Origin of the sequence: Streptomyces himalayensis subsp. himalayensis, assembly GCF_013778455.1 — a bacterium.
Classification (GTDB): Bacteria; Actinomycetota; Actinomycetes; order Streptomycetales; family Streptomycetaceae; genus Streptomyces; species Streptomyces himalayensis.
This window is the reverse complement of record NZ_JACEHE010000101.1, coordinates 1-577: the sequence shown is the minus strand read 5'-3', so window position 1 is coordinate 577 and position 577 is coordinate 1. Positions and strand designations below refer to the sequence as shown.

The window sequence follows — 577 nt, the reverse complement described above, 5'->3', positions numbered from 1 at the left end:
CATGGGCCTGGAGCATGATGCCGCCGGGTGGGCGGTGCGCAAGCGGGAGTTGACCGGTCGGTCGTCATCGCGCTGGGCGGGCAGTATCACCAAGGCCACCCACGACCAGTGGGCGCTGGCCCGGCGCGCACAGGCCGCGCATATCGCCTGGCTGCGCGGGCAGATCACGCAGACCCAGGCCCGGCTGGCCCGGCCGCTGGGTGCCAAGGCCGACAAGCGCGAAGGGCTGTCGAAAGGCTATGCCTCGCGGCGCGAGTGGCACGCCAAGTCCCGCCGCCTGCACACCCTCCAAGACCGGCTGGCCAAGATGGAGGCGGACCAGGCTGCGGGCCGGGTGCGCGTGGTGCGCGGCGGCAAGAATCTGGCCCGCACCCGCCACCACCTGGCGCAGGTGGGGCTTGAGGAGAAGGCGTGGCGGGCGCGATGGGAGGCCGCCCGGATGTTCCTGGCCGCGGACGGGGAGTCCGGCAAACGCTTCGGTAACGAGACCATCCGCATCACCGACACCGGACAGATCTCCATCAAGCTCCCCGCACACGTCGCCCACCTGGCAAACGCGCCGCGCGGCCGGTACGTA

The 577-nt window shown here is 71.8% G+C and carries 1 pseudogene; it reads left to right on the top strand.

The features are described from left to right. Positions 1 to 577, top strand: a pseudogene (locus H1D24_RS41615) (IS200/IS605 family accessory protein TnpB-related protein); the annotation flags it as partial.